We start from the raw sequence: 21,466 nt of genomic DNA, 5'->3' as shown, positions 1-21,466 counted from the left end.
GCGGGCGGCGCAGGTCAGGCGGGGTTCAGCTCTCGTCGCCGGTCATCTTGCGATACCAGTTGCGATGGTGCTGTTTGGCCCAGGCGCGCGTGACGGTGCCGTAGAACATCGCGCGTATCGTGCCACGGGTCCAGATCGCCGCGTAGGCGTGCATGACGATCAGCAGGATCATGCCGATGCCGGCGACGGCGTGCAGCAGCGAGGCCACGCGCACGACACCGACCGGGAACTCGAACCAGGCGCGCCACATCGGGATGCCGGAGATCACCATCACCACCATGCAGACGACGAGGGCCCAGAACAGCAGCTTCTGGCCGCCGTTGTACTTGCCCTGCGCCGGCATGTCGTGGTCGTCGCCGTCGACCATCTTGTGCACGTTGCGCAGCCAGTCGACATCCACCGGCTCGATCACGTTCAGGCGCCAGAAGCGCCAGGCCATGAGCGTGAACAGCAGCGCCATGCCGACGCCGATGTACGGGTGCAGGATGCGCGCCCAGGTCGGGCCGCCGAAGAACATCGTCAGCGGGAACAGCGCCGGGTGGAAGAAGGCCAGGCCCGAGAGCATGACGCCCAGGAACAGCCAGCCGACCGCCCAGTGGTTGGCGCGTTCGGAGGCGTTGTAGCGCTGAAGGTCGCGCGGGTTGCGTCTCATCGCGGCGTCTCCTCTTCGTTGGCCAGGGCCTCACGGTCCTTGCGTTCCATCTCGTCCTCCAGCGCCTTGGACACGTCGTTCGGGCCCTTGGTGATGTAGTGGAACAGCGAGGCGAAGCCGGCGATCGCCAGACCGGCCACCGCCATCGGCTTGAGCGCCCCCTTCCAGAAACCGACCACCGGGCTGACCGACGGGTCGGCCGGCAGGCCTTCGTAGCGCTTCGGGTCGTCGGCGTGGTGCAGCACGTACATGACGTGCGTGCCGCCGACGCCGGCCGGGTCGTACAGGCCGGCGTTGGCGTAGCCGCGTTCCTTCAGGTCCTCGATGCGCTCGGCGGCCTGGTCCTTCATCGCCTGCTTGGTGCCGAACATGATCGCCCCGGTGGGGCAGGTCTTCACGCAGGCCGGCTCCTGGCCGACCGCGACGCGGTCGGAGCACAGCGTGCACTTGTAGGCCTTGTGATCGGTCTTGGAAATGCGCGGGACGTTGAACGGACAGCCGGTGATGCAGTAGCCGCAGCCGATGCAGTTTTCCTGGTGGAAGTCGACGATGCCGTTGGTGTACTGGACGATCGCGCCGGGCGACGGGCAGGCTTTCAGGCAGCCCGGGTCGGCGCAGTGCATGCAGCCGTCCTTGCGGATCAGCCACTCCAGGTTGCCGGTCTTCTCGTCCTCGTGCTCGGTGAAACGCATCACCGTCCACGCGGCCGAGGTCAGGTCCGCCGGGTTGTCGTAGACGCCCACGTTGGAGCCGGGCTCCTGGCGCAGGTCGTTCCACTCCATGCAGGCGGTCTGGCAGGCCTTGCAGCCGATGCACTTGGAGACGTCGATCAGCTTGGCGACTTCACCCGAGGCCGGCACCCGCGCCTGCGGCGAGGGCGTCGTCGTGGCGGAGCGCGCCTTGATGTCGAGAGATTGCAGTGACATGGGGCTCGCTCCTGGTCAGACCTTCTCGACCTTCACGAGGAAGGTCTTGAATTCCGGCGTGTTGGTGTTGCCGTCGCCGACGAACGGCGTCAGCGTGTTGGCCAGGAAACCCGGCTTGGTCACGCCCTTGAAGCCCCAGTGGATCGGGATGCCGACGTGGTGCACCGGCTTGCCCTCGATGGTCATCGGCTTGATGCGCTTGGTGACCACCGCACGCGCCTTGATGTAGCCGCGTTTGGACGACACCTTCACCAGGTCCCCGGCGGCGATGCCCAGGCTCTGCGCCAGCACCTCGCCGATCTCGACGATCTGCTCGGGCTGGGTGATCGCGTTGAGCAGCGCGTGTTTGGTCCAGTAGTGGAAGTGCTCGGTCAGGCGGTAGGTGGTGCCGACGTGCGGGTAGTCCGCCGCCTTGCCGAAGGTCTCCCAGATCGGCTTGAACACCCGCGCCGCCGGCGAGTTGGTCGCCAGCGGGTTCTTCGGGTGCAGCGGGTTGTAGCCCAGCGGCGTGTCGAAAGGCTCGTAGTGCTCGGGGAACGGCCCTTCGGCCAGGCCCTTGCGCGAGAAGAAACGCGCCACGCCCTCGGGGTTCATGATGAACGGCCCGGCGCCGGTCTCCGGCGCCAGCGTCGGCGCCATGTCCGGCACGTCAGCGCCGCCCCAGGCGCTGCCGCTCCAGCCGATCAGCTTGCGCCGCGGGTTGAAGGGTTTGCCCTCGACGTCGCAGGAGGCGCGGTTGTAGAGCACGCGGCGGTTGGCCGGCCAGGCCCAGGCCCAGTTCAGCGTGTTGCCGATGCCGGTCGGGTCGGCGTTGTCGCGGCGCGCCATCTGGTTGCCGGCCTGGGTCCAGCAGCCGGCGAAGATCCAGCAGCCGCCCATCGTCGAGCCGTCGTCGCGCATCTCGCCGAAGCCGGCGAGCTGCTCACCGGCCTTGCGGACGAGCTTGGTCGGGTCCTTGGGGTCGAAGACGTCGGCCAGCGCGCGGCCGTTGTACTCCTTGGCCACTTCCTCGGGCGTCGGCTCCTCGGCGTGCGCGTAGGGCCACCAGAGCTTGAGGATCGGGTCGGGGAAGGCCCCGCCGTCCTTCCTGTACATCTCGCGCAGGCGCAGGAACAGCGCCGACATGATCTGGATGTCGGTGCGCGCCTCGCCCGGCGGCTCGGCGGCCTTCCAGTGCCACTGCAGCACGCGGCTGGAGCTGACGACCGCGCCGTCCTCCTCGGCGAAGCAGGTCGTCGGCAGGCGGAAGACGGTGGTCTGGATCTTGGCCGGGTCGACGTCGTTGTACTCGCCGTGGTTCTTCCAGAACTCGCTGGTCTCGGTGGCCAGCGGGTCCATCACGACGAGGAACTTCAGCTTGGCCAGGCCGTCACGCACGCGGTCCTTGTTGGACAGCGCCGCCAGCGGGTTGAAGCCCTGGGCGATGTAGCCGTTGACCTTGCCCTGGTTCATCAGCTCGAAGACCTGCAGCATGTCGTACTGCTTGTCGAGCTTGGGCAGGTAGTCGAAGGCCCAGTGGTTCTCGGCCGTCGCGTTCGGGCCGTACCAGGCCTTCATCAGGCTGACGTGGAACTTCGGGTAGTTCTGCCAGTAGCTCATCTGGCCCGGGCGCAGCGGTTTCTGCGTGCGGGTGTCGACGTACTTCTGGTAGTCCTGCTCGGCCTGGTTGGGCAGCGACAGGTAACCCGGCAGGCTGGCCGACAGCAGGCCCAGGTCGGTCAGGCCCTGGATGTTGGAGTGCCCGCGCAGCGCGTTCATGCCGCCGCCGGCGACGCCGATGTTGCCCAGCAGCAGCTGCACCATCGCGCCGGTGCGCAGGATCTGCGCGCCGATCGAGTGCTGCGTCCAGCCCAGCGCGTACAGGATCGTCGCCGCGCGGCCGGCCACCGCCGTCGACGCGAGCTTCTCGCAGACGTGCAGGAACTTCGCCTTGGGCGTGCCGCAGATGCTCTCGACCTTGTCGGCGGTGTAGCGGCTGTAGTGCTTCTTCAGCAGCTGGTAGACGCAGCGCGGGTGCTCGAGCGACGGGTCGGTCTTGACGAAACCGTCCTCGCCGAGCTCGTAGTCCCAGCTCGTCTTGTCATAACTGCGCTTGTCGGCGTTGTAGCCCGAGTAGATGCCGTCCTCGAACGCGAAGTCCTCGCGCACGATGAAGCTGAAGTCCGTGTAGTTGCGGACGTACTCGTGGTGGATCTTGTCGTTCTCGAGCAGGTAGTTGATGACCCCGCCGAGGAAGACGATGTCGCTGCCGGAACGGATCGGGGCGTAGAAGTCCGCCACCGCCGCAGAGCGGTTGAAACGCGGATCGACCACCATGAAGTGCGCCTTGTTGTGCGCCTTCGCCTCGGTGACCCACTTGAACCCGCAGGGGTGAGCTTCGGCGGCATTGCCGCCCATGATCAGGATGACGTCCGCATTCTTGATGTCGACCCAATGGTTCGTCATCGCTCCACGGCCAAACGTCGGGGCAAGACCTGCCACCGTCGGGCCGTGTCAGACACGGGCTTGGTTGTCGAATGCGAGCAGGCCCCAGGAGCGGGCGACCTTGTGGGTGATGTAGCCGGCTTCGTTGCTGGACGCCGAGGCGGCCAGCATGCCGGTGGTGAGCCAGCGGTTGACCGTCAGGCCGTCTTCGGTCTTCTCGACGAAGTTGGCGTCGCGGTCTTCCTTCAGCAGCCGGGCGATGCGGGTGTTGGCCTCGTCCCAGGAGATGCGCTTCCACTCGCTGGAGCCGGGCTCGCGGACCTCGGGGACCAGCAGCCGGTTCGGGCTGTTGATGATGTCCAGCAGGCTCGCGCCCTTGGGGCACAGCGTGCCGCGGTTGACCGGGTGGTCGGGGTCGCCCTCGACGTGGATCACCGAGCGCTTGGCGTTCTTGGCGCCGTCGCCGAGCGAGTACATCAGGATGCCGCAGCCGACCGAGCAGTAGGTGCAGGTCTGGCGTGTGACCGTGGTGGCGGCGAGCTTGTACTGGCGAACTTCGGCCAGCGCGGTGGCTGGCGAGAAGCCCATCAGCGCCAAGCTCGATCCCGCCAGCGTGGAGCCAGTCACTTTCATGAACTGGCGCCTGGAGAGCTGCTTCATGAGCGCGTTCCCGTGGCTGTGAAGGAAGATCGACGGCGCCTGGCGGGTGCGGCCATGAGTTCTGGGAGGCGGCGCGGCGGTCGGCCACTGACACGTCGCACGCTGCCCCCGCGAACGTGAGGGGCACGAACCAGGAGCTGTCGAGATGCTAACAGTGCGTTGCAAATCGCGTCATGGCGCTTGCCCTAGGCCCTGCGCCGTCGTCGGACGGCCGCGGCGGCGACAATCCGCGCGCCGATGAAGCCCGCCGAGATGTCCGTTCCCGAAGGCCTGCGCCGATGGCGTGTCGTCACGCGCCGCGGCGGCGTGGCGCGCGCCGCCGATGACTGGGTGGCCGAGGAAGTGCCGGTGGCGCTGGTCTTCAACGGCATCTCGCACGCGGTGATGATGGCCACGCCGGCCGACCTGGAGGACTTCGCGCGCGGCTTCTGCGCCACCGAAGGCCTGGCCGACGCGCAGGAGCTGCGTTCGGTCGAGGTGCTGCCCGGCTGCGACGGCATCGAACTCCACCTGGAGGTGTCGGCGGCCTGCGAATGGCGGCTGCGCGAGCGCCGGCGCACGCTGGCCGGGCGCACCGGCTGCGGCCTGTGCGGCACCGACAGCCTGGGCCAGGTGCGCCAGGCGCTGCCGGCGCTGGCGCCGCGCGCCTTCAGCCCGGCGGCGCTGGCGCGCGCCCAGCACGAGCTGCGCGAGGCCCAGGGCCTGCAGCGCCTGGCCGGCGCGACGCACGCCGCCGCCTGGTGCGACGCCGACGGCCATGCGCGCCTGGTGCGCGAGGACGTCGGCCGCCACAACGCGCTGGACAAGCTGGTCGGCGCGATGCAGCGCGCCGGGCTGGCGGCCGGCGACGGCTTCGTTGCGATCACCAGCCGCGCCAGCTTCGAGATGGTGCAGAAGACCGCGCGCCTGGGCGCCCCGGCGCTGGCCGCGGTCTCGGCGCCGACGGCGATGGCCGTCGAGCTGGCGCAGTCCTGCGGCCTGCTGCTCGCCGGCTTCGTGCGCGGCGAGGACCTCGTCGCCTACACCTTCCCCGAGCGCCTGGGGCTGCCGCCGGCCGACGCCTGATGCCGCGCCGGCCGCGGCCGGCGTGCCCCTGCGATGCTGAGTGCGCTCGTCTTCTCCTGTGTCGTCATCGCCGTCGCCGACGGCGACACGCTGACCGCACGCTGCCCGGCGCCGCAAGGCACGCTGCGTGTGCGCCTGGCCGACGTCGACGCGCCCGAGAAGGCGCAGGCCTTCGGCCCGGCGTCGCGCCGCCAGCTCGCTGCGCTGTGCCTGCGCCGACGCGCCGAGGTCCGCCCGCTGCCTGGCGCCGCCGGCCGCGACCGTTACGGCCGTGCCGTTGCCCACGTGTCATGCGCAGGCCAGGACGCCGGCACGGCGCAGCTGCGCGCCGGCCTGGCCTGGGTCATGGAGGGTTACGCCGCCGACCTGAACCTGCCGGCGCTGCAATGGCAGGCGCGGCACGACCGTGTCGGGCTGTGGGCCGACGCCCGGCCGGTGCCGCCCTGGGTCTGGCGGCGGCAGCACCGCCGCTGATTGGCCGCCCCGAGCGTTTCCCTCCGTCTTTGTGTCCGGCGGAAGGGGCGCTCGTTACGATCCGGTCACGCTTGACCGCACTCAAGCCCGGCCGCTTTCCCGATGAACTCCTGGCGTCTTCGCCCCCGCAGCCTGCGCTGGCTCAGCCTGGTGCTGATCTGCGCCTGGCTGCTGCCGATGGCGCGCAGCGTCTGGGCCGCGGACTCGGCGCAGCTCGTCTGCAGCGCCTCGGGCCATGTGCGCCTGCTGTGGGGCGACGAGGCCGGTGGCGACGAAGCCGCCGCCGCGCGGGGCGGCGACGCCTCCTGCGTGCTGTGCGTGCTGCCGTCGCTGCCGCCCGCCGAGAACCCGGTCATCGCCGCCCCCGAGGCCGCGCCCGAGCGTTTGTTCACGCCGCCGGTGCTGGCCGTGCGTGCCGAATGGCACGACGGCGCGGTGCCGGCGCGCGGGCCGCCGGCCCGGCGCCCGGGCTGACGACGCCGCCGCGGCTTCGGCCGCGCGCGCCCGCGACGCCCATCGTCGGGGCGCCGATCTCAAGCGTGGTGGTAGCTTCGGCCGCGCGCGCCCGCGACGCCCCCTTCCTGATCCGCGCCTCCCCGGGCCTTGTCGCTCCGGGAACCTCTGTCCGCACGCGGCGCCGGCCGATTGCCGTGCGCCGGCGTGCCCACGGGCTCGCCGTCGAGCCCTTCGCCCATGCACCGTTCCACCGTTTCTTCCCGCCCGGCGCGCCGCGCCGTGGCGCCCGTTCCGTTCGCCGTCGCGCTGCTGACGCTGGCCGCCCGCGCCGCGCTGGCGCAGAGCGCCCCGGTCGCCGTGCTGCCCGAGATCCTGGTCAGCGCCCCGGCCGAAGAGGGCTACAAGGCCGCCACCGTCGAACTCGGCAAGCAGGTCCTGACCCCGCGCGAGATCGCGCAGTCCGTCTCGGTGCTGACGCGCCGCCAGATGGACGACCAGGACATGGCGACGATGACCGAGGCCATGCAGCAGCTGACCGGCGTCACCGTGATCGCCAACGACACGATGAACAACCAGTACTACGTGCGCGGCTACACGCCGGGCGTGATGTACGACGGCGTGTCCTCGTACAACGGCTTCACGCCCTCACACCAGTTCGACCTCGCGGTCTACGAGCGCATCGAGCTGCTGCGCGGCCCGGCCGGGCTGCTGCGCGGCTCGGGCGAACCCGGCGGCGTCGTCAACCTGGTGAAGAAACGCGCGCTGGCCGAACCGGCTTTCGGCGCCGACTTCAGCGTCGGCTCGTGGAACACGCTGCGTGCGACGGCCGACGCCACCGGCGCGCTGAACGCCGCGAAGACGCTGCGCGGCCGCGCCGTCGTCTCGCGCGAGAACCGCGACTACTTCTACGACCACACCCACGGCGACAAATGGCTGGCGATGGGCGTGCTGGAGTGGGACCTGGCGCCCGGCACGACGCTGTCGATCTCGCAGACCGGCCAGGACCACGACGTGCGTGCACCCTGGTCCGGGCTGCCGGCTTCGTCCGAGGCCGACGCCCAGGGCCACTACCCGCTGCTGGACGTGCCGCGCAGCAGCTTCAACGCGCCCGACTGGGGGCGCATGAGCTACCACACCGACGAGACCGCGGGCTGGATCGAGCAGCGCCTGGCCGGCGGCTGGAAGCTCAAGCTCGCGCTCAACCAGCGCAAGCAGCGCCAGTACTACAAGTACGCCTACACCGCTTCGGGCGTCGACCCGTTGGCCGGCACGCTGGACTACGCCAGCTTCCGCGGCGACTACCACTACACGCGTGAAGGCCTGGACTTCAGCGCCAGCGGCCCGTTCGAGCTCTTCGGCCGCCGCCACGAGGCGCTGTTCGGCGCCAGCGCCGAGCGCTACCTGAGCTCCGGCGTCTCGGGCCGCGGCCCGAGCTGGACCGGCGTCGTCTTCGGCGAACTCGACGCCCTGGCCGAGCCCGACATCGCCTACACCTCCGGCAGCGAGAGCCTGACGCACCAGCGCGGACTGCTGGCGCAGGCGCGCTGGAGCCTCGCCGAGCCGCTGACGCTGGTCACCGGCCTGCGCGTCACCGACTTCGCCCAGCGCAGCCGCAAGATCGCGCCGTCGCCCGCGACGGACTGGGTCGACGGCGCCGAGGCCGACGGCGAACCGTCCAGCAACCTGGGCCTGGTCTGGGCGCTCGACGAGCGCTGGACGCTGTACGCCAGCCGCGGCGACATCTTCGTGCCGCAGACGCAGCAGAAGCTGGACGGCGGCACGCTCGACCCGCGTGTCGGCCGTCAGGCCGAGGCCGGCGCCAAGGCCGAGCTGTACGGCGGCCGGCTGGGCCTGTCCTTCGCGTACTTCGACATCCGCGATACCGGCCGCGCCTACGCCGACCCGGACTCGCCGGCCGACACCCCCTACTACCTCAACGCCGGCAAGGTGCAGAGCAAGGGCTGGGAGGCCGAAGCCAGCGGCAGCCCACTGGCCGGGCTGGAACTGAGCGCCGGCTACACGCGGGTGACGACGCGCTATCTGAAGGACAGTGCCAACACCGGCCTGGTCTACGCGATCGCGACGCCCAAACACCAGCTCAAGCTCTGGGGCCACTACCGCTTCGCCGCCGACACCTCGCTGCGCGGCTGGCAGGCGGGCCTGGGCCTGCAGGCGCAGAGCGCGGTGCAGAGTTCACGCGGCTGGCGCGACGAAGTCGTCACCGGCGGCTGGGCGGTGCTCAACGCGCGCCTGGGCTACGAGATTTCGCCGCACTGGCAGGCTAGCCTGCTGGTCGGCAACGTCTTCGACCGGAAGTACTACGCCTCGGTCGGCACGCCCAACATCTACAACTTCTACGGCGAGCCGCGCAGCCTGCAGCTCAGCCTGAAGGCCCGCTACTGAGGAGACAGCGATGCACAAGCTCATCCTCCTCGCGGCGCTCGCCGCTGCGGCCACCGCCGCCAGCGCCGATCCGGTGGCCATCGACTTTCGCCTCGCGGCCGGCGGCCGGCCTTTCGACTGCGCCTCGCCAGCGCGCCCGCTGGGCCGCGCGGCGACGCCGGTGCGGCTGCGCGACGCGCGGCTGTACCTGCACGGCTTCGCCTTGCTGCGGCGCGACGGCAGCACCGTGCCGCTGCAGCTGCAGCCCAGCGACTGGCAGGTGCACGGCGTGGCGCTGATCGACTTCGAGGACGGCAGCGGCGGCTGCAGCGGCGGTTCGGCCGGCGTGCACACGCGCGTGCTCGGCGACGTGCCGGCCGGCGACTACACCGGCCTGGCCTTCGTCGTCGGCGTGCCGGTCCAGGCGCTGGACGATGACGGCCGGCGCGTGCTGCTGAACCACTCCAATCCCGAGCTGGCGCCGCCGCCGCTGGACAGCCAGGCCATGGCCTGGAACTGGCAGGCCGGGCGCAAGTTCGTGAAGATCGAAGTGCTGCCCGAAGGCGGCGTGCGCCGCGCCGGCGACACGGTGCGCGTCTGGACGCTGCACCTGGGCTCCACCGGCTGCCAGGGCGACGTGCTCGCCGGCAGCGTCGCCTGCCGCCAGCCCAACCGCGTCGAGGTGCGGCTCGACGGCTTCGACCCGTCGCGGCAGCAGGTCGAGCTGGACCTGGACGCGCTGTTCGCCGCCTCCGACCTGGGCCGCGACGCCGGCGGCTCGGCCGGCTGCATGAGCGCGCCCGACGACCCCGAGTGCCCGCCGCTGTTCGCCGCCTTCGGGCTGACGCCGGCGCCGCAGCGCGTGTTCCGCGGGGTGGCGAAATGAAGGCCCGCCGTCTGCTGCCGGCGCTGCTGCTGGCCGGCGCGGTGCACGCGCAGACCGAGGCGCCCTGGGTCTGGCGGCTGCCGCCGGACGTGCCGCCGCCGCGTGTGCCGGCCGACAACCCGATGTCGGCGGCCAAGGTCGAACTCGGCCGCCACCTGTTCTACGACCGGCGGCTGTCGGTCAACGGCAGGCTGGCCTGCGCCGGCTGCCACGAGCAGCGCCGCGCCTTCACCGACGGCCGCGCGCTGGCGGTCGGCGCCACCGGCGAGAAGACCGGGCGCAACGCGCAGCAGCTTTCCAACGTCGGATGGCACAGCACCTACACCTGGGCGAACCCGGCGCTGACGACGCTGGAACGCCAGGTGCTGGTGCCGATCTTCGGCACCGACCCGGTGGAGATGGGCGTCGACGACGGCAACCGCGAGGCCATCCTCGGCCGGCTGCGCGCCGACCCGGCGGCGGTGGCGCGTTTTGCCGCCGCCTTCCCCGGCGATGCGGCACCGCTGAACTTCGCCAACGTCGGCCGTGCGCTGGCGGCCTTCCAGCGCACGCTGATCAGCTTCGACTCGCGCTACGACCGCGCCCAGCGCGGCGAGCTGCGGCTGACGGCGGCCGAGCGCCGCGGCCGCGACCTGTTCTTCGGCGAGAAGGCCGAGTGTTTCCACTGCCACTCGGGCTTCAACTTCAACGACCAGGCGGTGCACCAGCGCAGCCGCGAAGCGCCGACGCCGTTCCACAACACCGGCCAGTACGACCTGGACGGCCGCGGCGCCTACCCGCTGGGCAACCGCGGCGTCTACGAGATCAGCGGCCGGCCCGAGGACATGGGCGCCTTCCGCGCGCCCAGCCTGCGCAACGTCGCCGTCACCGCCCCGTACCTGCACGACGGCAGCCTGAAGACGCTGGCCGAGGTGGTGCGCACCTACGCCGCCGGCGGGCGGCTGACACGCCACGGGCCGCTGGCCGGCGACGGCCGGCGCAATCCGTACAAGAGCGAGCTGATCGGCAGCATCCGGCTGTCGCCGCGCGAGCAGGCCGATCTGGTCGCCTTCCTGAAGACGCTGACCGACGAGCGTTTCCTGCACGACCCGCGTTTCGCCGACCCGGCGGCCGAAGCGCCGCGCCGGTGACGAAGGCACGGGGCGGCCGGTGTTCGCGCTGGCGGCGCCGGCGCTGCAGAGCCTGCGTTTCAGGCCGAGGCGGCACGCTCGAAGCGTGCGTATCTCGCATAAATGACACAAACGCTCATTCTGCGAATTCCTAGAATCCGTTTGCACCACCTTCGTGGCGCCGGGGCGCGCTCGTGTCCTGTTCGGCCTGGAGCGCACATCCGATGCCTTCTCTGCACGACTTGTCGATCCGCGGACGCCTGACGCTGCTGGCCGGTGTCGCTCTCGGTGCCGTCGTGATGCTCGGGGCGCTGCTGCTGTGGGGCAACCGCCACCTGGCCGACGACAGCCATGCGGTGTTCGAGTCCAAGGACATCGTCGCCGACATCCTGCCGCCGCCGCTGTACCTGGTCGACGCCCGGCTGACGATGTCGCGTGCGCTGGAAGGCAGCCTGCCGGTGGCGCAGGCGCGCACGCAGTTCGAGGCCCAGCGCCGCGACTACGAGGCGCGTGCCAAGGTCTGGCAGGCGCTGTCGCCTTCGCCGCTGAAGGACAGCCTGCTCGGCGCCCAGCACGCCGAGGGCCAGAAGCTGATCGCGCTCGTCGACGAGGCGCTGCGGGTGATGGAGAGCGACGGCCTGGCCGCCGCGCGCATGCGGCTGGAGGCCATCGACGCGCAGTTCCTGCGCCACCAGGCCGGCGTGCTGGCCACCGTGAAGGTGGGCACCGAACGCGCCGAGACCGACATCGCGCGTTTCGACCGCACCGCGCGGCAGGTCGGCTGGGCTGCCTGGGCGATCGGGCTGTCGGCGCTGGTGCTGGTCTCGGCGCTGGCGCTGGCGATCGGTCGCTCCATCGTCGGCCCGCTGGACCGTGCGGTGCGCCTGGCGCAGCGTGTCGCCGACGGCGACCTCGCCGCGCGTGAACGTTTCCCGGGCCGCAACGAGCTGAGCCAGCTCGGCCAGCACCTGCACGAAATGGTGGAGAGCCTGGCGCACCGCGTGCTGGCGGTGCGCGCCGGCGCCGAACACGTGGCCGCAGCCAGCGCCCAGATCGCCGGCGGCAACGGCGACCTCGCTCGCCGCACCGAGGCCCAGGCCGGCGCGATCGTGCAGACCAGCACGACGATGGGCCGGCTGGACGAGCGTGTGCGCGACAACCAGACGCAGGCGCAGTCGGCGCGCGAACTGGCCGCCGAGGCCTCGGCGCTGGTCGGCCGCGGCGGCGACGCGATGCAGGGCGTGGTGTCGACGATGGACCAGATCGGCGACGCCTCGCGGCGCGTCAACGACATCATCGGCGTCATCGACGGCATCGCCTTCCAGACCAACATCCTGGCGCTGAACGCCGCCGTCGAGGCGGCGCGTGCCGGCGAGTCGGGGCGTGGTTTCGCCGTCGTCGCCGCCGAGGTGCGCGCGCTGGCCGGGCGCAGCGGTGCCGCGGCGCAGGAGATCAAGCGCCTGATCGTCACCAGCCACGAGCGCATCGACCGCGGCCAGGCGCAGGTCGGCGAGGCCGGCGCGACTATCGCCCAGGTCGTCGAGGCCATGTCACGCCTGAGCGAGCTGGTCTGCGGCATCAGCGACGCCAGCGTCGAGCAGAGCCGCGGCGTCACCGAGGTCGCGACCGCGGTCTCGGCGATGGACCGCGACGTGCAGCAGAACGCCGCGCTGGTGGAGCAGGCGTCGCGCGCCGCCGCCAGCCTGCGCGACCAGTCGCAGCGCCTGCTGGAGCTGATGCAGGACCTGCGCGTGCCGGCGCAGGCCTGAACCGGCATCAGAACCCGGCCAGCACCGCCTTGCCGCGCGCGCGGCCGCTCTCGACGAGCGCGTGCGCCCGGCGCAGGTTGTCGGCGCCGATCGCGCCGTAGTGCTCGCCCTGGGTCGACACCAGCGTGCCGGCGTCGACCAGCGCCGCGGCGCGTTCGAGGATCTCGTGCTGGCGCACGAGGTCGGGCGTGCCGAACAGCGGCCGCGTGAACATCAGCTCCCAGTGCAGCGACACCGCCTTGCGCTTCAGGCGGCGCACGTCGATCGGTTCCGGGTCGTCGATCAGCGCGATGCGGCCCTGCGGTGCGACGGCCTCGACGTAGGCGTCGTAGTGCAGATGCGTCTGGGTCAGGCTGGCGATGGATTCGACGGCCGGATGGCCGGCGGCGGCCAGCTCGGCAGCCAGCGGCTTCGAATGGTCGACGACGACGTGCGCGCCCAGCGTGCGCACCCAGTCGGCGGTCTCGGGCCGCGACGCGGTGGCGATGACCGTCAGCTTCGTCAGCTTGCGCGCCAGCTGCACCAGGATCGAGCCGACGCCGCCGGCCGCGCCGACGACCAGCAGGCGTTGGCCTTCGCCGCCGCCTTCGGCCACACCCAGGCGGTCGAACAGCAGCTCCCAGGCGGTGATCGTCGTCAGCGGCAGCGCCGCCGCGGCGGCGTCGTCCAGCGTCGCCGGGGCGTGGCCGGCGATGCGCTCGTCGACGCACTGCAGCTCGGCGTAGGAGCCGGGGCGGTCGATGCTGCCGGCGTACCAGACGCGCTCGCCCGTCTTGAAGCGTGTCACCGCGGCGCCGACGGCCTCGACGGTGCCGACGGCGTCCCAGCCCAGGATGCGCGGCGTCTCGGTCGGCTGGTTGCGGCGCACCTTGGTGTCCACCGGGTTGACGGCGACGGCGGCCACACGCACCAGCAGGTCGTGCTCGCGCGGCACCGGCGCCGGCAGTTCGGTCTCGAACAGCGAGGCCGGATCCTCGATCGGCAGACCGGCTTCGGTATAGACGACGGCTTTCATGCTTTCTCCTGGCAAAGCGGAAAATGACGGGATGGTGGACGAGGCCGGACGCCGGATCGAGAGGGTGGCGTGAGCAGCAGCTACAAACAGCCGTTGAAAGCGGTGTCGCCCGGCGACCTGCAGTTCTTCGTTCGCGCGGCGCGTTCGGCCAGCCTGTCGGCGGCGGCGCGTGAGCTGGCCGTCAGCCCGCAGGCGGCCAGCGCGGCGCTCAAGCGGCTGGAATCGGCGCTGGGCTTCCGCCTCTTCGTGCGCTCCACGCGCAGCCTTCGGCCGACGCCGGAAGGCCTGGCCTTTCTCGACGCCTGCGAACGCGGCCTGGCGCTGATCGACCAGGCGCGCGAACGCCTGGCCGCCGGGCGCGAGGCGCTGGCCGGGCGCATCCGGATGTCGATGCCCTCGGACCTGGGGCGCAACCTCGTGCTGCCCTGGCTGCAGGCGTTTCGTGAGCAGCACCCGGGCATCGAGTTCGAGCTGCAGCTGACCGACCGCGTCGCCGAGCTGGCGCGCGAAGCGGTCGACGTCGCGCTGCGTTACGGCGAGCCGGCCGACACCCAGCTCGTCGCGCTGGCGCTGGCGCCGCACAACCGGCGTGTGCTCTGCGCATCGCCCGCGTACCTGGCGCGCCACGGCCGGCCGGCGCAGCCGCAGGACCTGGTGCAGCACCGCTGCCTGAGCTACCGGCTGTCGGACCGGCCGCACGAACGCTGGCGCTTCGAGCGCGACGGCCACGAGCTGGCGGTCGAGGTGCATGCCGCGCTGCGCTGCGACGACGGCGACGCGGTGCGCCGCGTGGCGCTGTTCGGCGAAGGCGTGGCCTACAAGTCGCGCCTGGACGTCGCCGACGACCTGCGCCGTGGAGCGCTGGTCGCGCTGTGCGAGGACTGGCGGGGCGAACCGGCGCCGCTGTTCCTGGCCTGCGCCGACCGCAGCGCGCTGCGCCCGGCGGTGCAGCGGCTGCGCGACTTCCTCGTCGAGCGCCTGGCGGCGCTGGGCTAAGCTCGCCGCTCCCGCTTCGACCGCCGCCCCGCCGATGATTCCCGACCCCGTGATCGCCACCACCCTCGCCGCGCAGGACATCGTCGTGCTCGACGGCGCGCTCGCCACCGAGCTGGAGCGCCGCGGCGCCGACCTGAAGGATCCGCTGTGGTCGGCCAAGCTGCTGATCGAGCGCCCGGAGCTGATCCGGGAGGTGCACCTGGACTACTTCCGCGCCGGCGCCGACGTCGCGACGACGGCCAGCTACCAGGCGACTTTCGAAGGCTTCGCGCGCCGCGGCTTCTCGCACGACGAGGCGGCGGCGCTGATGCGGCGCTCGGTGGCGCTGGCGATCGAGGCCCGCGACGCCTTCTGGGCCGAGCCGGCCAACCGCGCCGGCCGCCGCCGGCCGCTGGTCGCGGCCTCGGTCGGGCCTTACGGCGCGATGCTGGCCGACGGCAGCGAGTACCGCGGCTACCCCGGCGTCACGCGCGAGCAGCTCGCCGCCTTCCACCGCCCGCGGCTGGAGGTGCTGGCCGCCGCCGGCGCCGACCTGCTGGCCTGCGAGACGATTCCCTGCCTGGACGAGGCGCTGGCCATCGCCTCGCTGCTGCCCGCGCTGCAGCCGGCGCTGCCGGCCTGGATCAGCTTCTCCTGCCGCGACGGCGAGCACGTCAGCCAGGGCGAACGTTTTGCCGACTGCGCCGCGGCGCTCGACGGCCTGCCGGGTGTCGCCGCGGTCGGCCTGAACTGCACCGCGCCGGAGCACGTGCCGGCGCTGGTCGCCGCGGCGCAGGCGCGCACGCGGCTGCCGATCGTCGTCTACCCGAACTCGGGCGAGCAGTGGGACGCGGTGGCCAAATGCTGGCACGGCGAACGCGACGCCGCCGATTTCGCCGCCCAGGCCGAGCGCTGGCGCCGCGGCGGCGCGCGCCTGATCGGCGGCTGCTGCCGCACCGGCCCGGACGAGATCCGTGCGCTGCGCGCGGCGCTGCTGGGCTGAACTCAGGCGCTGCGGTCGGCCAGGTTCAGCAGGACCACGCCGACCAGCACCGCCACCAGCCCGGCGAGCTTGACGGCGCTGACCGACTCACCGAGGAAGGCGATGCCGATCAGCGCGATGATCGCCAGCCCGGCGCCGCTCCAGATCGCGTAGACGATGCCGACTTCCATCGTCTTCAGCACCTGGCCGAGCAGCCAGAACGACAGCCCGTAGCCGACGACGACGACCGCCGACGGCACCAGCCTGGTGAAGCCGGCGGAGAGTTTCAGCGCGGTGGTGGCCACGAGTTCGGCGCCGATCGCGCCGGCGAGCATCAGCCAGGCGTTCATCGGGCGGGGCTCCAGGCGTGACGGCGGGGCAGGGCGGTGAGGCGCATCGCGGGTGTCGGCGGTGGGGGCGGCCGATTGTCGCGGCGGCGCACGCGAGAATCACCCCATGCTGCCGCGTCCCGTCATCCTGCTGCTGTGGCGCCTGCTGGCGCTGGCCAGCCTGCTGCTGGCCGCCATCGGCGTCGTGCTGCCCGGCCTGCCGACGGTGCCCTTCCTGCTGGTGGCGGCCTGGGCCGGCGGCCACGGCTGGCCGGCGCTGGAACGCTGGCTGCTGGCGCACCCGCGCTACGGCCCGGGCATCCGGCGCTGGCGCGAGGGCGGGATCATCCCGCGCAACGCCAAATGGGCGGCGACCCTGATGATGGGCGCCAGCGCGCTGGTCATCGTCTTCCTGACGCCGATGCCGCCGTGGTCCAAGATCCTCGTGCCCGGCACGATGGTGCTGGTGGCGCTGTGGATGTGGAACCGGCCCGAGCGCTGAGCGTCCCGGGCCGGTGAAACGGGGGGGCGGCGCCGCCCCCCGCGCGATCAGCGCTGCTGGTTGCCGGCGGGCTTCTGGCCGCCGCTCTGGCCGGGGGTCTTCTGGCCCTGGTCCTGCTGCGAGCCGCCCTTCTGTTCCTGGTCCTGCTGACGGTCGCGTTGCGGGGCCTGGTTGCCCTGTCCGCCTTGTTGACCGCCTTGCTGGCCACCTTGTTGCTGGTTCATCGTCTGCTCCTACAGCTGTCGCCGGCGGGATGCCGGCGTGCCGGAGTACCGGCAAATGCCGTTCCCCCGCGAACCGGGGGCCGGGCTCAGGCGCCCCGCGCGAAGTCGGGCAGGCCCGGACGCGGCGTGTCGCCGTCCTCGGCGCCGGTCTCGGGGAAGGGCTGCGGCGTCGCCGGGCCGCCGGCGACACCGGCGAAGGCGCCGCCGGCCTGGCTCTGCTGCAGGCGTTCGGCGGCGTTGGGCGAGCTGGCACCGGCCTCGGGCGCGCCGATGTCGGATCTGGGCGAGTGGTTCGTGCCGTCGGCGAGCGCGGTGGCGTTGCGGCGCCGCTGGCTGGACTTGTAGAGATGGTTGGCGGCGAATGCGCCGAGCATCAGGGCGATCAGGGTCTTCATCGTGCGGTCCTCGGGTGGTGGCCGGACGTGCCGGCGGTGCCCGGACGCGGCAAGCCCCGTGCCCCGTCGATGAAGCCGCTGGCGCTGCTTCAGCCCCGGCCGCGGCCCGGCTGGTGCGAGCCGTGGTGCGCCAGCCGGCCCTCGGCGGCCCAGGCGTCGCCGACGTTCGTGGGCTCGATGCGCACGATGCGCACCGGGCGGCCCAGCGTCGCGTGTGCCGCCGCGGCGAGCACCGCGACGAGTTCGCCGTCGTCCTGCGGCGCGTCCTCCGTTGCCGCCGGCGCGGCGGGGGCGGCCGGCGCACGCTTCTCGAAACGCGCGGCGATGCGCCCGATCAGCGGAAAGCCGGCGAGCACGACGCCGATCGCGGCGATGATGAAGAAGCTGCCGACGAAATCGATCAGGCTGAGGATCAGCGCGCCTTCGAGGGTGTCGGGAATGATCGGCTGCATGTCCGTTCCTCAGCCCGCGCCCAGCAGCGCCAGCAGGATGCCGCCCGAGATCGCGGTGCCGAAGACGCCGGCGAGGTTGGGCCCCATCGCGTGGTAGATCAGGAAGTTCTTCGGGTTCTCCTGGTTCGCGACGATGTGCGAGACGCGCGCGGCGATCGGCACCGAGGCGATGCCGGCCGAGCCGATCAGCGGGTTGATCTTGTCCTTCAGGAACAGGTTCATCACCTTCGCGGTGATGACGCCCGAGGCGGTGCCGAAGACGAAGGCCACCAGGCCCAGCAGCACGATCAGCAGGGTGTTCCAGTTGAGGAACTTGTCGGCCGCCATCGTCGAGCCGATGGCCACCGTCAGCACCAGCACGATGACGTTCATCAGCCCGCCGGCGGCGGTCTTGGCCAGGCGTTCGGTGACGCCGCATTCCTTGAGCAGGTTGCCCAGCATCAGCATCGTGATCAGCGGCGCGACCGGCGGGAAGAACAGGTTGACGATGACCGCGATGACGATCGGGAAGGCGATCTTCTCGGCCTTGCTGACGGTGCGCAGCTGCTTCATCGTGATCTGGCGCTCGGCCTTGGTGGTCAGCAAGCGCATCACCGGCGGCTGGATCAGCGGCATCAGCGCCATGTACGAGTACGCCGCCACCGAGATCGGCCCCAGCAGGTGCGGCGCCAGCTTCATCGTCACGAAGATCGCCATCGGCCCGTCGGCGCCGCCGATGATGCCGATCGCGCCGGCTTCGGCGAGCGTGAAGCCGCAGAGCTTGGCCAGGATCAGCGCGACGAAGATGCCCAGGTGCGCGCCGGCGCCCAGGATCACGAGGCGCGGGTTGGCGATCATCGGCCCGAAGTCGGTCATCGCGCCGACGCCCAGGAAGATCAGCGGCGGGATGATCAGCTTGGCCACGCCTTCGTAGGCGTAGTGGAACAGCCCGCCTTCCTTGACGACGTAGAGCAGGGCGCTGATCGCCTGGCCGCCAGGCACGTCGTCGGGCGGGCCGGGCACGTTGGCGACGATGCACGAGAAGCCGATGCCCACCAGCAGCAGCGGCTCGTAGTGTTTGGCGATCGCCAGCCAGACCATCGTCGCGCCGACGAGGATCATCACCACGTTGCCCCAGCTCAGGTGCACGGCGCCGGTCTGCGCCAGCAGCGCCTGGAAGAACAGGCCGAACTGCTCGATCACGGCCGTCTCAGGCGATGGCCAGCAGCAGCTGGCCGGTTTCGACCACCTGGCCGGCGCGCACCTCGACGCGCGCGATCTGGCCGGCGCGCGGCGCGCTGATCTGGGTGTTCATCTTCATCGCCTCGATGACCGCGAGCTTCTCGCCTTCGGCGACCCGCTGGCCGACCGTGACCAGCACCGACTGCACCGTGCCGCCCAGCGGCGCGACGACGTCGCCGGCCCCGTGTGCGGCGGCGGGCGCGGCGGCCACCGGCGCGGCGGCGACGGCCTGCGGCACCGTCGCGCCCAGCACCACGGCCGGCGGCGGCGCCAGCGGGCCGGCGTCGAGTTCCTCGACCGTCACGACGTAGGCCTTGCCGTCGACGGTGATGCGCAGTCTTCGTTCCATGGGTGTTCTCCGGCTGCGTCTTACAGCGGCACGTTGCCGTGTTTCTTCGCGGGCCGCAGCTCGCGTTTGTTGAGGATCTTGCGCAGCGACAGCGCCAGCTGCGCCCGCGTCTCCGACGGCGCGATGACGTCGGTGATGTAGCCGCGCCCGGCCGACAGGTAGGGCGAGGCGAACTCGGCGCGGTAGCCGGCGATCAGCTCGGCGGCCAGCGCGGCGCGGTCGGGGGCCTCGGAGAGCTCCTTGCGGTACAGCAGGTTCACCGCGCCTTGCGCGCCCATCACCGCGATCTCGGCGTTGGGCCAGGCGTAGACCACGTCGGCGCCCATTTCCTGGCTGCACATCGCCAGGTACGAGCCGCCGTAGGCCTTGCGCAGGATGACCGTCAGCTTGGGCGTGGTGCAGGAGGCGTAGGCGAACAGCAGCTTGGCGCCGTGGCGGATGATGCCGCCGCGCTCCTGCTCGACGCCGGGCAGGAAGCCGGGCACGTCCACGAGCGTCACGACGGGCACGTTGAAGGCGTTGCAGAAGCGGATGAAACGCGCCGCCTTGTCCGAGGCGTTGATGTCCAGCGCGCCGGCCATCTCGGCGGGCTGGTTGGCCACCAGTCCGATGACCATGCCCTGCAGCCGCGCGAAGCCGACGATGATGTTGCGCGCGAAGGAGGCGTGCACCTCCAGCAGCTCGCCGCCGTCGACGAGGCGGGCGATGACCTGGCGCACGTCCATCGGCTCGGCCGGGTCCTCGGGCACCAGCGCGTTCATGCTCTCGTCGCTGGCCAGCACGAGGTCGGCCGACAGCCGGTGCGGCGGGTCCATCGTGTTGTTCGGCGGCAGGTAGGACAGCAGCCTGGCGGCCAGCGCCACGGCCTGGCTGTCGTCCTCGGCGATGAAGTGCACGTTGCCGCTGACCGAGGCGTGCATCTCGGCACCGCCGACCTCGTCCATCGTCGTCGCCCGGCCGGTGACGGCCTTGATGACCTCCGGCCCGGTGATGAACATGTGCGCGTTGCGGCGCGTCATGATGATGAAGTCGTTCAACGCCGGCGAATACGCCGCGCCGCCGGCGCAGGGCCCGAGCACCAGCGCGATCTGCGGCACCAGGCCCGAGGCGAGAACGTTGTGATAGAAAACTTCGCCGTAGCCCGACAGCGCGTCCACCGCCTCCTGGATGCGCGCGCCGCCCGAGTCCTGCATCGAGACGATGGGCACGCCGTTCTTCAGCGCGAACTGCATCAGCGCGACGATCTTGCCGGCGTGGGCCTTGCCCAGCGTGCCGGCGTTGACCGTGAAGTCCTGGCTGTAGGCGGCGACGAGGTTGCCGCCGACGTAGCCGGTGCCGGTGACGACGCCGTCGGCCGGGAACTCCTTGTCCTGCAGGCCGAAGTGGTGCGCGCCGTGGCGCACGTGCATCCCGGTCTCCTGGAAGGTGCCGGGCTGGAACAGCCGATCCAGGCGCTCGCGTGCACCGAGCAGGCCTTTGGCGTGGCGTGCCTCGAGCTTGTCCGCGCCGCCGCCGGCGGTCACGGTGCGCCGGCGACGCTCGAGCTCCTCGAGCATCCGGGGTGGCAGGGTCATGGGGCTGTCCTCCGATCGTCGCCGCAACCGGCCGCGGTCGGGCCGGGGTTGCTACATCCCGCATGCCGGCATCGTGGCCCGGTTAGTGGAAGCGCGGGCCAATGCTAGCGCCTGCCGAGGCGGGTGAGGACCACCTTCGGCGGGGTTTGAGTACGATCAAGTTACGGGCGAGACCGTCGTCCGAGGGATGGCGCCCCGCCGGGCGGCCGCCCTCAGCGCGGCGCCACCATCGGCCAGCCGCGCCGGGCCCATTCGCTCATGCCGCCGGCAACGTAGCGCACGTTGGTCCAGCCGCGTTCGCGCAGCGCGCGTGCGGTGGCGCGGGAGCGGTTTTGCGTATTGCAGACCAGCAACACCGGCCGGTCCTTCGGAATCTCGGCCAGGCGCTGGCCGATGCGGCTCATCGGCAGCAGCCGCATGCCCGCGGCCACACCCCCGGCGTGTTCCTCCGGCTCGCGGATGTCGTAGACGATCGTGCGGCTGCCCAGCGCGTCGCGAGCCGCTTCCAGGGGCAGCGGCTCGTCGTCGGCGGAGGCGAGCACCGGGGCCGCGAGCCCGGCGAGGAGCGCCGAGGCGGCCATGGCCAGCAGGTGGCGGCGGGCGGGGGCGTGCGGCTGATGCATGGCGGCGGCGGCTGGACGTTGA

22 protein-coding genes are annotated in these 21,466 nt (G+C 71.7%); 10 read left to right on the top strand and 12 right to left on the bottom strand.

All coding sequences use genetic code 11. From position 1 onward, the window contains the following. Positions 1 to 25 precede the first annotated feature (25 nt). The 3 genes from EV684_RS22375 to fdnG are packed head-to-tail and all read right to left on the bottom strand — an operon-like array spanning position 26 to position 4,662. Positions 26 to 652 carry a formate dehydrogenase subunit gamma gene (locus EV684_RS22375; protein WP_132649562.1) on the bottom strand — a complete coding sequence of 209 codons (627 nt, stop codon included), beginning with the start codon at positions 650 to 652 and terminating at the stop codon, positions 26 to 28. Beyond that, on the bottom strand, positions 649 to 1,578 hold the full coding sequence (fdxH, locus tag EV684_RS22370) for a formate dehydrogenase subunit beta (RefSeq protein WP_132649561.1): 930 nt from the start codon (positions 1,576 to 1,578) through the stop codon (positions 649 to 651). Before fdxH ends, EV684_RS22375 begins: the two co-directional genes overlap by 4 nt. A 15-nt stretch (positions 1,579 to 1,593) precedes the next feature. Continuing rightward, positions 1,594 to 4,662 carry a formate dehydrogenase-N subunit alpha gene (fdnG, locus tag EV684_RS22365; RefSeq protein WP_165908569.1) on the bottom strand — a complete coding sequence of 1,023 codons (3,069 nt, stop codon included), beginning with the start codon at positions 4,660 to 4,662 and terminating at the stop codon, positions 1,594 to 1,596. Between the two features lie 252 nt (positions 4,663 to 4,914). Here fdnG and fdhD point away from each other — a divergent pair, with 252 nt between their 5' ends. The 7 genes from fdhD to EV684_RS22325 all read left to right on the top strand — a co-directional run bounded on the left by fdhD (position 4,915) and on the right by EV684_RS22325 (position 12,803). Beyond that, the gene (gene fdhD / locus EV684_RS22355) at positions 4,915 to 5,727 is read left to right on the top strand and encodes a formate dehydrogenase accessory sulfurtransferase FdhD (protein ID WP_243651271.1); all 813 of its coding nucleotides are present in this window, start codon (positions 4,915 to 4,917) and stop codon (positions 5,725 to 5,727) included. A gap of 33 nt (positions 5,728 to 5,760) precedes the next feature. Continuing rightward, positions 5,761 to 6,201, top strand: a complete 441-nt coding sequence (locus EV684_RS22350; RefSeq protein WP_132649557.1) for a thermonuclease family protein — start codon at positions 5,761 to 5,763, stop codon at positions 6,199 to 6,201. A gap of 102 nt (positions 6,202 to 6,303) precedes the next feature. Then, positions 6,304 to 6,675 carry a DUF2946 family protein gene (locus EV684_RS22345; RefSeq protein WP_132649556.1) on the top strand — a complete coding sequence of 124 codons (372 nt, stop codon included), beginning with the start codon at positions 6,304 to 6,306 and terminating at the stop codon, positions 6,673 to 6,675. Between the two features lie 219 nt (positions 6,676 to 6,894). Continuing rightward, positions 6,895 to 9,060: a TonB-dependent siderophore receptor gene (locus EV684_RS22340; protein ID WP_132649555.1), complete on the top strand. Its 2,166-nt coding sequence runs from the start codon at positions 6,895 to 6,897 to the stop codon at positions 9,058 to 9,060. A 10-nt stretch (positions 9,061 to 9,070) separates the two neighbouring features. Further along, the gene (locus EV684_RS22335) at positions 9,071 to 9,925 is read left to right on the top strand and encodes an MbnP family copper-binding protein (protein ID WP_132649554.1); all 855 of its coding nucleotides are present in this window, start codon (positions 9,071 to 9,073) and stop codon (positions 9,923 to 9,925) included. Beyond that, positions 9,922 to 11,055, top strand: a complete 1,134-nt coding sequence (locus EV684_RS22330; protein ID WP_132649553.1) for a methanobactin export MATE transporter MbnM — start codon at positions 9,922 to 9,924, stop codon at positions 11,053 to 11,055. Before EV684_RS22335 ends, EV684_RS22330 begins: the two co-directional genes overlap by 4 nt. Before the next feature lie 203 nt (positions 11,056 to 11,258). Then, a complete protein-coding gene (locus EV684_RS22325; protein WP_132649552.1) occupies positions 11,259 to 12,803 on the top strand; it encodes a methyl-accepting chemotaxis protein in 1,545 nt (514 codons plus the stop codon). A 7-nt stretch (positions 12,804 to 12,810) separates the two neighbouring features. Here EV684_RS22325 and EV684_RS22320 read toward each other — a convergent pair whose 3' ends face one another. Next, entirely contained in the window at positions 12,811 to 13,818 is a 1,008-nt protein-coding gene (locus tag EV684_RS22320; protein WP_132649551.1) for a zinc-binding alcohol dehydrogenase family protein, read from the bottom strand. A 69-nt stretch (positions 13,819 to 13,887) separates the two neighbouring features. Between EV684_RS22320 and EV684_RS22315 the strand changes: the two genes are divergently transcribed. Together EV684_RS22315 and mmuM are read left to right on the top strand one after the other, a co-directional pair. Continuing rightward, complete coding sequence (locus EV684_RS22315; RefSeq protein WP_243651270.1) at positions 13,888 to 14,814, top strand: LysR family transcriptional regulator; 927 nt, start codon at positions 13,888 to 13,890, stop codon at positions 14,812 to 14,814. A 49-nt stretch (positions 14,815 to 14,863) separates the two neighbouring features. Then, positions 14,864 to 15,796, top strand: coding sequence for a homocysteine S-methyltransferase (gene mmuM, locus EV684_RS22310; RefSeq protein WP_132649550.1), 933 nt, complete (start codon positions 14,864 to 14,866; stop codon positions 15,794 to 15,796). Between the two features lie 2 nt (positions 15,797 to 15,798). Here the strand turns inward: mmuM and EV684_RS22305 are convergent, their stop codons facing one another. Beyond that, positions 15,799 to 16,125, bottom strand: coding sequence for a DMT family transporter (locus EV684_RS22305; RefSeq protein WP_132649549.1), 327 nt, complete (start codon positions 16,123 to 16,125; stop codon positions 15,799 to 15,801). Between the two features lie 106 nt (positions 16,126 to 16,231). On the opposite strand from EV684_RS22305, the gene EV684_RS22300 reads away from it, so the two are divergent. After that, positions 16,232 to 16,606, top strand: a complete 375-nt coding sequence (locus tag EV684_RS22300; protein ID WP_132649548.1) for a YbaN family protein — start codon at positions 16,232 to 16,234, stop codon at positions 16,604 to 16,606. Positions 16,607 to 16,653: 47 nt separating this feature from the next. On the opposite strand, the gene EV684_RS24110 is transcribed toward EV684_RS22300, so the two are convergent. From EV684_RS24110 to EV684_RS22270, 7 genes are all read right to left on the bottom strand, one after another. Beyond that, on the bottom strand, positions 16,654 to 16,830 hold the full coding sequence (locus tag EV684_RS24110; protein WP_165908567.1) for a hypothetical protein: 177 nt from the start codon (positions 16,828 to 16,830) through the stop codon (positions 16,654 to 16,656). Between the two features lie 86 nt (positions 16,831 to 16,916). Next, positions 16,917 to 17,225, bottom strand: coding sequence for a hypothetical protein (locus EV684_RS22295; protein WP_132649547.1), 309 nt, complete (start codon positions 17,223 to 17,225; stop codon positions 16,917 to 16,919). Between the two features lie 89 nt (positions 17,226 to 17,314). Next, on the bottom strand, positions 17,315 to 17,677 hold the full coding sequence (locus EV684_RS22290; RefSeq protein WP_132649546.1) for an OadG family transporter subunit: 363 nt from the start codon (positions 17,675 to 17,677) through the stop codon (positions 17,315 to 17,317). 9 nt (positions 17,678 to 17,686) lie between these two features. Next, positions 17,687 to 18,859 carry a sodium ion-translocating decarboxylase subunit beta gene (locus EV684_RS22285; RefSeq protein WP_132649545.1) on the bottom strand — a complete coding sequence of 391 codons (1,173 nt, stop codon included), beginning with the start codon at positions 18,857 to 18,859 and terminating at the stop codon, positions 17,687 to 17,689. 7 nt (positions 18,860 to 18,866) lie between these two features. Then, on the bottom strand, positions 18,867 to 19,247 hold the full coding sequence (locus EV684_RS22280) for a biotin/lipoyl-containing protein (protein WP_132649544.1): 381 nt from the start codon (positions 19,245 to 19,247) through the stop codon (positions 18,867 to 18,869). Positions 19,248 to 19,267: 20 nt separating this feature from the next. Beyond that, positions 19,268 to 20,821, bottom strand: a complete 1,554-nt coding sequence (locus EV684_RS22275; protein WP_132649543.1) for an acyl-CoA carboxylase subunit beta — start codon at positions 20,819 to 20,821, stop codon at positions 19,268 to 19,270. A 212-nt stretch (positions 20,822 to 21,033) separates the two neighbouring features. Then, positions 21,034 to 21,444, bottom strand: coding sequence for a rhodanese-like domain-containing protein (locus tag EV684_RS22270; RefSeq protein ID WP_132649542.1), 411 nt, complete (start codon positions 21,442 to 21,444; stop codon positions 21,034 to 21,036). Positions 21,445 to 21,466: the final 22 nt, after the last annotated feature.

This window comes from Rubrivivax gelatinosus, assembly GCF_004340905.1.
Taxonomy (GTDB): domain Bacteria; phylum Pseudomonadota; class Gammaproteobacteria; order Burkholderiales; family Burkholderiaceae_C; genus Rubrivivax; species Rubrivivax gelatinosus.
This window is presented reverse-complemented; position numbering and strand designations above follow the sequence as displayed.

Coding starts and splice junctions, on each gene's coding strand:
- EV684_RS22375 (WP_132649562.1), bottom strand. CDS start 652: ATGAGACGCAACCCGCGCGACCTTCAGCGCTACAACGCCTCCGAACGC.
- fdxH (WP_132649561.1), bottom strand. CDS start 1,578: ATGTCACTGCAATCTCTCGACATCAAGGCGCGCTCCGCCACGACGACG.
- fdhD (WP_243651271.1), top strand. CDS start 4,915: ATGTCCGTTCCCGAAGGCCTGCGCCGATGGCGTGTCGTCACGCGCCGC.
- EV684_RS22350 (WP_132649557.1), top strand. CDS start 5,761: ATGCTGAGTGCGCTCGTCTTCTCCTGTGTCGTCATCGCCGTCGCCGAC.
- EV684_RS22345 (WP_132649556.1), top strand. CDS start 6,304: ATGAACTCCTGGCGTCTTCGCCCCCGCAGCCTGCGCTGGCTCAGCCTG.
- EV684_RS22340 (WP_132649555.1), top strand. CDS start 6,895: ATGCACCGTTCCACCGTTTCTTCCCGCCCGGCGCGCCGCGCCGTGGCG.
- EV684_RS22335 (WP_132649554.1), top strand. CDS start 9,071: ATGCACAAGCTCATCCTCCTCGCGGCGCTCGCCGCTGCGGCCACCGCC.
- EV684_RS22330 (WP_132649553.1), top strand. CDS start 9,922: ATGAAGGCCCGCCGTCTGCTGCCGGCGCTGCTGCTGGCCGGCGCGGTG.
- EV684_RS22325 (WP_132649552.1), top strand. CDS start 11,259: ATGCCTTCTCTGCACGACTTGTCGATCCGCGGACGCCTGACGCTGCTG.
- EV684_RS22320 (WP_132649551.1), bottom strand. CDS start 13,818: ATGAAAGCCGTCGTCTATACCGAAGCCGGTCTGCCGATCGAGGATCCG.
- EV684_RS22305 (WP_132649549.1), bottom strand. CDS start 16,125: ATGAACGCCTGGCTGATGCTCGCCGGCGCGATCGGCGCCGAACTCGTG.
- EV684_RS22300 (WP_132649548.1), top strand. CDS start 16,232: ATGCTGCCGCGTCCCGTCATCCTGCTGCTGTGGCGCCTGCTGGCGCTG.
- EV684_RS24110 (WP_165908567.1), bottom strand. CDS start 16,830: ATGAACCAGCAACAAGGTGGCCAGCAAGGCGGTCAACAAGGCGGACAG.
- EV684_RS22295 (WP_132649547.1), bottom strand. CDS start 17,225: ATGAAGACCCTGATCGCCCTGATGCTCGGCGCATTCGCCGCCAACCAT.
- EV684_RS22290 (WP_132649546.1), bottom strand. CDS start 17,677: ATGCAGCCGATCATTCCCGACACCCTCGAAGGCGCGCTGATCCTCAGC.
- EV684_RS22280 (WP_132649544.1), bottom strand. CDS start 19,247: ATGGAACGAAGACTGCGCATCACCGTCGACGGCAAGGCCTACGTCGTG.
- EV684_RS22275 (WP_132649543.1), bottom strand. CDS start 20,821: ATGACCCTGCCACCCCGGATGCTCGAGGAGCTCGAGCGTCGCCGGCGC.
- EV684_RS22270 (WP_132649542.1), bottom strand. CDS start 21,444: ATGCATCAGCCGCACGCCCCCGCCCGCCGCCACCTGCTGGCCATGGCC.